At 26.7% G+C, this 8,033-nt stretch carries 9 protein-coding genes; 5 read left to right on the plus strand and 4 right to left on the minus strand.

What is annotated here, in order from left to right; all coding sequences use genetic code 11:
• Positions 1-64: 64 nt before the first annotated feature.
• Positions 65-757 (minus strand): cyclic nucleotide-binding domain-containing protein, encoded by a 693-nt coding sequence (locus tag CLPUN_RS03195; RefSeq protein ID WP_077845946.1) that lies wholly within the window; start codon positions 755-757, stop codon positions 65-67.
• 344 nt (positions 758-1,101) lie between these two features.
• Here CLPUN_RS03195 and CLPUN_RS03200 point away from each other — a divergent pair, with 344 nt between their 5' ends.
• From CLPUN_RS03200 to CLPUN_RS03210, 3 genes are all read left to right on the plus strand, one after another.
• The gene (locus CLPUN_RS03200; RefSeq protein ID WP_077845947.1) at positions 1,102-1,524 is read left to right on the plus strand and encodes a DMT family transporter; all 423 of its coding nucleotides are present in this window, start codon (positions 1,102-1,104) and stop codon (positions 1,522-1,524) included.
• 15 nt (positions 1,525-1,539) lie between these two features.
• A complete protein-coding gene (locus tag CLPUN_RS03205; protein ID WP_077845948.1) occupies positions 1,540-1,989 on the plus strand; it encodes a DMT family transporter in 450 nt (149 codons plus the stop codon).
• Positions 1,990-2,169: 180 nt separating this feature from the next.
• On the plus strand, positions 2,170-3,141 hold the full coding sequence (locus tag CLPUN_RS03210) for a pectinesterase family protein (protein ID WP_077845949.1): 972 nt from the start codon (positions 2,170-2,172) through the stop codon (positions 3,139-3,141).
• 82 nt (positions 3,142-3,223) lie between these two features.
• Here CLPUN_RS03210 and CLPUN_RS03215 read toward each other — a convergent pair whose 3' ends face one another.
• Both CLPUN_RS03215 and CLPUN_RS03220 read right to left on the minus strand, forming a co-directional pair.
• Positions 3,224-3,682 (minus strand): NanQ anomerase/TabA/YiaL family protein, encoded by a 459-nt coding sequence (locus CLPUN_RS03215; protein ID WP_077845950.1) that lies wholly within the window; start codon positions 3,680-3,682, stop codon positions 3,224-3,226.
• A gap of 342 nt (positions 3,683-4,024) precedes the next feature.
• On the minus strand, positions 4,025-4,522 hold the full coding sequence (locus tag CLPUN_RS03220) for a CarD family transcriptional regulator (protein ID WP_077845951.1): 498 nt from the start codon (positions 4,520-4,522) through the stop codon (positions 4,025-4,027).
• A gap of 376 nt (positions 4,523-4,898) precedes the next feature.
• Between CLPUN_RS03220 and fba the strand changes: the two genes are divergently transcribed.
• Positions 4,899-5,765: a class II fructose-1,6-bisphosphate aldolase gene (gene fba / locus CLPUN_RS03225; RefSeq protein WP_077845952.1), complete on the plus strand. Its 867-nt coding sequence runs from the start codon at positions 4,899-4,901 to the stop codon at positions 5,763-5,765.
• An 89-nt stretch (positions 5,766-5,854) separates the two neighbouring features.
• On the opposite strand, the gene CLPUN_RS03230 is transcribed toward fba, so the two are convergent.
• Entirely contained in the window at positions 5,855-6,250 is a 396-nt protein-coding gene (locus tag CLPUN_RS03230) for a hypothetical protein (RefSeq protein WP_198944282.1), read from the minus strand.
• A 305-nt stretch (positions 6,251-6,555) separates the two neighbouring features.
• Between CLPUN_RS03230 and CLPUN_RS03235 the strand changes: the two genes are divergently transcribed.
• Positions 6,556-7,905, plus strand: coding sequence for a [Fe-Fe] hydrogenase large subunit C-terminal domain-containing protein (locus CLPUN_RS03235; protein ID WP_077845953.1), 1,350 nt, complete (start codon positions 6,556-6,558; stop codon positions 7,903-7,905).
• Positions 7,906-8,033 lie beyond the last annotated feature (128 nt).

An 8,033-nucleotide genomic window follows, 5' to 3' on the forward strand; every position in this document is an offset into this window, starting at 1 on the left:
AAATAATAATTATTAATAATATATTCTATCATATTGTTTAAAAAAATTATACAATTTTTTAATTCTATTTATATAAATCTCTAGCTATGTAAAGTAATTTTTCAAAATTCTCTATTGTATATCCACTATTACATTTTTTTAAAATTCCTTGTAAACAAAATTTATTTAAAATTCTATTTAAATGTCTATAACTTGTTCCAAGTAACTCGGAAATTTCACTATAACTTTCTTTAAATGTAAATTCACTCTTTCTATTATTGTCTATATCAACAAATGCTACTATATAACTTGCTAGTCTATTTTCCAGTGGATACAATAAATTTATTGAACTATTATTACTATTACTAGTAAGTTTACCACTTAAATATTCACATATATTTAATAGAAATTTACAATCTCTTGTAAGTATGCTTCTTACAACACTAAAGCTAATGACTATACAATATGTATCTTCTATTGCTTGTACACTACAATCTGTAGGGTTATTTCGTATAAACTCAACATCTCCTATTATTGTAAGTGGTGTATAAAAAGATATTAATAATGATTTCCCATTTTCCAAATGTTTAGATACTTTAGCTTTTCCTTCAACTAAAAAATACATATTTTCTAATTGCTCTTCTTCCCTACATATATACTCATTTTTATCAAACATATACAAGCTCATATAACCTTCCATATTATTAGAAAATAATTTTTCCATTTTATGTACTTTAATATATTTTTCAACTTGCTTATTATTTTTAATTTTAATCAATGTATTTCCACCTTCACACAATATACTTTTTAACAATTATAAATAAACATTTAAAATGTTATATATTATTAGACTTCATTATTAATTTAAATTTTTATCTTAGGAGTTTTATTTTCTTTTCTATGTGAAATATAATTCATAAACATGACACATGTCCTACATATATTTAATTATAATAACTTAAACTATAAATGCAAAGATAAACCACGTCAAATCAAATATATGATTTCTTAATTTACTACAAGAATAAGTATATTAATTAAGTAGTATGTAGTTTACATATACATTAATATTTTTTAATGCTATTAAACTACAAAATAATTTATTTTATTAAGGAGATGCTTATGTATAATTTTTTATCATTATTAATTGGAGCTCTTGTCGCAATTATGGTAGCCTTCAATGGTGAATTATCAAACAAACTTGGTAATTACCCTGCTTTAGTTATAATTCATTTTGTTGGATTTATAATAATTTTAGGGATAATGCTTTATAAAAAAATCAAAATATCATTGAAAAATAGCTTACCCTTATATCTTTATAGCGCTGGTGCCATTAGTGTTTTTACAGTTATGTTTAACAATTTAAGTTATGCAGCACTTGGAGTTTCTTTGCCTGTAGCTTTAGGGCTTTTAGGTCAATTAATAACTTCACTAGCTTTTGATCATTATGGATTTTTAAACATGAAAAAAATCAAATTTGATAATAAGAAATTTATTGGATTAACTATTATTATAATAGGAATTTCTATTATGACATTTCTTTAGAGAGGAGGAAATAGTATGTTTTTTATACTAATTTCAATAGCTTCAGGTGCTATTGTTGTAATTTCAAGAATACTTAATACTAGACTTTCTGAAAAAGTAGGTTTACTTGAATCTAGCTTTTTTAATTATCTTACTGGATTATTATCTGCATTAATATTATTTTTTATCATTAAAGATAAAGTTAAAATTAATGAATTCTACACTATTCCATTTTGGGCTTATTTAGGAGGTGCACTCGGAATAATTATAGTCATATTATCCAGTGTTGTAACACCTAAAATGTCCTCTTTTTACATAACCTTAATAATATTTATTGGGCAACTTTTTACTGGAATAATTATAGACTGTATAACTCAAAAAACAATACCATTTCCTAAGATTATAGGTGGATTATTAGTTATTATAGGTTTAGGATATAATTTGCATGTAGATTCTCAAACAGAAGCACTTGCTCAAACCAATTAAATTGTATATTTCCCATTAGGATAAAATAAAAACCACCAATTAGCAAAATGTTTTAACTAATTGGTGGTTAAACAAATTCTAGTCCTTTTTTTAGTAAGAATTATATCCTTTCTTAAGCTATATTACTCTCAACCTAATTATAGTATAATATAAATATATTATTTGAAAGAAGGATGAAATATGATTACAGTATCAAAAGATGGAAGCGGACAATTTAATACGATCCAAGCAGCACTTGATTCCATACCTGAAAATAACTCTACTGAAATAGAAATATACATAAAGAAAGGTATCTATAAAGAAAAATTATCTGTATCAAAACCCTTTGTAACATTTATTGGTGGAGATGCAAAGCAAACTATTATAACTTATGATGACTATGCAAAAAAAATATTTCCAACAGGTGAAGTATATAGAACATTTAATTCTTATACTATTTTTATAGAAGCTACTAATTTCACTGCCAAAAACATAACTTTTGAAAATTCTGCTGGAGTTGGCGAAGAAGTTGGGCAAGCTGTGGCTGTGTATGTTGAAGGGGATAAAACTAAATTCAAGAACTGTAGATTCTTAGCTAATCAAGATACCTTATTTACCGGGCCACTGCCTCCTAAACCTATAGAAGGACATAATTTTGGTGGACCTATGGATGGAAAAGAGCGAATTGTTGGAAGACAATATTATGAGAATTGTTATATTGAAGGAGATATTGATTTTATATTTGGTTCAGCAACAGCAGTATTTAATAAATGTGAAATATTCTCTAAAAACAGAAATTGCGATATTAATGGATATGTAACTGCTGCATCAACAGTAGAAGGTAAAGAATTTGGATATGTATTTATAGATTGCAGTTTAACTAGTAATGCAAATGCAAATAGCGTTTATTTAGGAAGACCTTGGAGAGATTATGCAAAAACAGCATTTATAAATTGCTATATGGGTGAACATATAATTAAAGAAGCCTGGCATAGTTGGAATAAACCACGTGCAGAAAAAGAAAGCAGCTATGTTGAATATAACAGCTATGGACCTGGAGCTTCGAATGAAACCAGAATTTCTTGGTCACATATTCTAACTAATGAAGAAGCTGAGAAATATACAATTTTAAATGTATTATGTGGAAATGATAATTGGGATTTAGATTTATAATCAAATTACATTAATATACCACTCTTTTGAACACGTGTGCAAAGGTGGTATATTAATGTACTATTTTTTTCTCTTAATCACTTTATTTACAAGCAACTTTTACTACTACTTTCTTTACTTTAGAACATTCACCTAAAGCACAACCTGGTTTATGTCCATCTTCTGGGAAAAAAATTGCATAATCACCATTAGTAAATTTTATGTTAGAACCGTTTGAACTTTGTTTATAAAAAACCATATCTTTTTCTGGTCTTAAGTCTTCTTTAATCTCTAATAATTCTATTGGAGTATATCCCATAATTTCTTTTCCTTTAACTATTAATTGAATATCTATATATTTTTCATGAGACTCCCACTTCTTTTCTTCTTCTTTTTCTGTAATATATTCCTGTACAAGCGCAAATATATCTTCTCCCTGTATTTCATATTTACCTATAGCTATTTCTTTTAAATCATTACCTTTTAAAAATTCAAAAGCCTTTGTAAAATTTTTATTAATACTTGAATAATCTTTTTTGCTTTGTATGTTTGCACAAATCATAATTAATTCCTCCAATTCATTTAGATATATAAAATCATATATCAATTTTATAAATTATTCAACAATATTGATATCCTTCCATCTGTTACACATAGATAACATCGACCATATCACAATACCTAAAATTATTTTCTTACCTTTCCTCGTTACTACTAATAAGTTTGATAAACCTTTTAGATTTATTACCTTGTCTATTTTTATATGCATCAAAAAAGTCATAAAAAATTATGACTCTTCAAGTAAAACAAAACTATCTTCTGTTATTTTGTTCTTTTTTAATTCTTCTAAAAGTTATACATCTTATGGGTTCATTAGTAAATCCTTTTTTGGTATATTTAATATTTAATTTGAAAATGCCATATATATATCTAATAAATTTGTAGCTTCATCACTAGATAAATTTTTTGATTGAGATATTTCTTCTATTACAATTTTCTTTGCACTAGTCAGCATTTGTTTTTCACTTGAATTTAAATTATGTTCCATTTTTAATTGTGTAAGATTACAAATAACTTGAAGATAATCATCTAAAGCTCCAGACTTTATTTTTAATTCATTGGCAGTTTTTCTTTCCTTAAAATTAACCTTAGAAAGTTCACCTGTTTCTACTACAAATTTATTAATGTGTTTCAAACAATTATCTAAAGTTTTTGAATCACTTACCAATCTCATATTTGATGTTTTTATTCTGCTAAGTGGTAGTGTCAGCTTCATAGTATTGTTATATAATTGTATAGTATAATACATTTGCCTTTCACCTTTAAATTCTTTTTCTTCAATTTCATCAATTACTCCTATCCCCTGACTTGGATAGACAATTTTATCTCCTATATTAAACAAATAATGACCTCCTTAACTAATAACCGTCCTTTTAGTATATCACACTTTTTAATTTTTGAAAACTCTCATTTTATCATTAATATATCTCTATGTCAATTATTTTTATTAATTTTTACAGTTTTCATAAAAAAAACTGTAAGTCGTTTACATTAATTTGTTTAAAAATCTATATAAATTTAGCTTAACCAAAAATTACTTTTTAAAACATTATAGCATCTACTTTAATTCTATATATGCAGAATTTTCATTTTTTTGTTTTCATATAGTAATTTTTAGAGTATAATTAATCTTGAAAAGGAAATTGATATAAATTTATCAATTTAACTTTTCTTATAAAGACATTATAACAAATTTACAAGTATACGGAGGTCGTAAAATGTTAACATCAGCTAAAGAAATGTTAAACAAAGCTAGAGAAGGAAAATACGCAGTTGGTCAATTCAACATAAACAACTTAGAATGGACAAAAGCTATATTATTAACTGCACAAGAAAACAATTCACCAGTTATCTTAGGTGTATCTGAAGGTGCTGGAAAGTATATGACTGGATATAAAACTGTTGTTGCTATGGTTACAGCAATGATCGAAGAATTAAACATCACTGTGCCAGTTGCACTACACTTAGATCACGGCAGCTATGAAGGAGCTAAAAAATGTATAGAAGCTGGATTCTCATCAATCATGTTTGATGGTTCTCACTATCCAATAGCTGAAAATATAGAAAAGACTAAAGAATTAGTTACTATCACTAATGAAAAAGGACTTTCTTTAGAGGCAGAAGTTGGTTCAATCGGTGGAGAAGAAGATGGAGTTGTTGGAAAAGGTGAAGTTGCCGACGCTAATGAATGTAAGCAAATTGCTGAGTTAGGAGTTACAATGTTAGCTGCTGGAATCGGAAATATCCATGGCAAGTATCCTTCTAACTGGACTGGATTAGATTTTGAAGCATTAGCTAAAATTGAAGAAGCCGTTGGAACTTCAATGCCATTAGTATTACATGGTGGAACTGGAATTCCTGAAGATATGATTAAAAAAGCTATATCTCTTGGAGTTGCTAAAATCAATGTTAACACTGAATGTCAATTATCATTCCAAGAAGCTACTAGAAAATATATCGAAGCTGGAAAAGACTTAGAAGGAAAAGGATTTGACCCAAGAAAATTATTAAATCCTGGATTCGAAGCTATCAAAGCTACTGTTAAAGAAAAAATGGAACTATTTGGTTCAGTAAACAAAGCATAATTAACTCGTAATAAAAGGAGCATCTTAATTAATTTATAGATGCTCTTTTTATTACACTAAACGCTAATTAAATACATTACTAAATATTACTATATAACATTTCCCAATTTCTCTACTAATCTATTCCTGTATATGCTTTCAAACATATTTGATATAATTGAATTCAAAACAAATTCTAATTCATCATCTATATTATCATCTCCATTATAAAAATATTCTAGTATCCATATGTTATTCTTATTTCTTATGATTTTTTTTAAAACTCCTATACTATCTTGCTTTGTTAAATTATATTTACCTAAAACTTCAAAAATATTTTTGATCTTATCCGTAACAATCTTAATATCAAAATTCTTTTTAATACCCCCAAATTCAGAAATATACCATGTATCATTTATAATTTCACGCTTTAATTGTTCACGTTCATAAATATTTTTCTTCTTTTTTAAGCTATCATTTAATAAATTTAATATGTATATAAACACTATAACATCCTCCCAAAAACTTATTTATATAAACAACTAATTAAACAAACATTGATTTATACGTTTACAATGTTCTATATTTTTATTCTTTTATTCATCTTTATTCTACACACCTATATAATTATCCTCCTATTTTATATAATTTATTTATTTTTAATATATAAATGGGCAATTTATTCTACTATCTCCAACATTCTATTAAAATTTTTAATAAATAATTTAACTTATTTTAAAATTGAGTATTATTAATAGAAAATAAATGCATAATATATTTGTACTTATTCTTTTAATTGTGAGGTGTATTAATGAATAACAAGTATAATGATTTATTTGAAGAATTAATTAAAGCCTATTATGATGATAATTTTGATGAAACCCTTTCACGGATTATGGTATGTCATGAAAAATCTCCTCAAGAAACATTAGCTATTATTTCCTCATTATGTGGAGTTAATATTAAATTTGATAATAACTATGTATATAATTTAAAAAAAGCAATAACAGAATATACTATTCATCACAGACTAATTCAAAAGATTAAAGATTGCTCTCATTCATGCCCTCAAGATGAAAATGGTAAATTTAGCTGTCAAGCCTCTTGCCCTTTCGATGCAATTCTTTATAATAAAAACGAAAAATCTACTTACATAGATTCTGAACGTTGTTTAAATTGCGGCTTATGTGTAGATTCTTGCAAGGATGGACTTATTTTAGATAATGTATATTTCCTTCCAGTTGCAAATTTGATAAAAAATAATGAAACCGTCATCGCTGCTGTTGCTCCTGCTATTAGTGGGCAATTTGGAACTAATGTAACTATGGATAAACTCCGAGAAGCATTTATGAAAATTGGTTTTACTGATATGATAGAAGTTGCCTTTGCAGCTGATGTATTAACTATTAAAGAATCTGTGGAATTCGATAAACATGTAAATGGACCTAAAGACTTAATGATAACTTCATGCTGTTGCCCTATTTGGATTGGAATGCTCAGAAAAGTTTATAAACAACTTGTTCCAGATTTATCTCCATCCGTATCACCTATGGTTGCCGCCGCCCGCATTATTAAAAAACTTAACAAAGATGCTAAGGTAGTTTTTATTGGTCCATGTATTGCAAAAAAAGCGGAAGCTAAGGATAAAGATTTAAATGATGCTGTAGATTTTGTTCTAACATTTCAAGAACTTTATGAAATATTTAAAGCTTTAAATATAAATCTGGAAAATCTGAAAGGTGTTCCTTCTATTGAATATGCTTCAAGAGGTGGAAGGCTTTATGCTCGAAGTGGAGGTGTTTCTATTGCAGTTTCTGAAACTATAGAAGAACTTTTTCCTGACAAATATAAACATTTTAAATCTGCTAAAGCTTCTGGTATTCCAGAATGTAAAGAGCTTCTTGAAAAAGCTTTAGCAGGCAGCATTGATGCAAATTTTCTTGAAGGAATGGGATGTGTTGGCGGTTGCGTTGGTGGTCCTAAAGCAATTATTCCTACTATTGAAGGTAAAATAGCTGCTGATGATTTTGCTTATGCTTCTCCAATTAAAGTTCCTGTTCACAGCAAAATTATTGATAATGTATTAGAAAAACTTGATATAAATTCCATTGACGATTTTCATAATAATGAAAAAATTGATATTTTTGAACGAAAATTTTAATTCTAAAAATATTAATTAAATTAACATATGTTCTAAAAGTTTATTCATTTAAATTTACTGTATATTTTTAATAATGTAAGCAAGTTAACTTTACCAACCATGAATTTTATTAATTAGAACTTGTATAT

It is taken from the genome of Clostridium puniceum (assembly GCF_002006345.1).
Classification (GTDB): Bacteria; Bacillota; Clostridia; order Clostridiales; family Clostridiaceae; genus Clostridium; species Clostridium puniceum.

Bases quoted from the DNA above. Each gene is read 5' to 3' on its own strand.
- CLPUN_RS03200 (WP_077845947.1), top strand. From the start codon at position 1,102: ATGTATAATTTTTTATCATTATTAATTGGAGCTCTTGTCGCAATTATG.
- CLPUN_RS03205 (WP_077845948.1), top strand. From the start codon at position 1,540: ATGTTTTTTATACTAATTTCAATAGCTTCAGGTGCTATTGTTGTAATT.
- CLPUN_RS03210 (WP_077845949.1), top strand. From the start codon at position 2,170: ATGATTACAGTATCAAAAGATGGAAGCGGACAATTTAATACGATCCAA.
- CLPUN_RS03215 (WP_077845950.1), bottom strand. From the start codon at position 3,682: ATGATTTGTGCAAACATACAAAGCAAAAAAGATTATTCAAGTATTAAT.
- fba (WP_077845952.1), top strand. From the start codon at position 4,899: ATGTTAACATCAGCTAAAGAAATGTTAAACAAAGCTAGAGAAGGAAAA.
- CLPUN_RS03235 (WP_077845953.1), top strand. From the start codon at position 6,556: ATGAATAACAAGTATAATGATTTATTTGAAGAATTAATTAAAGCCTAT.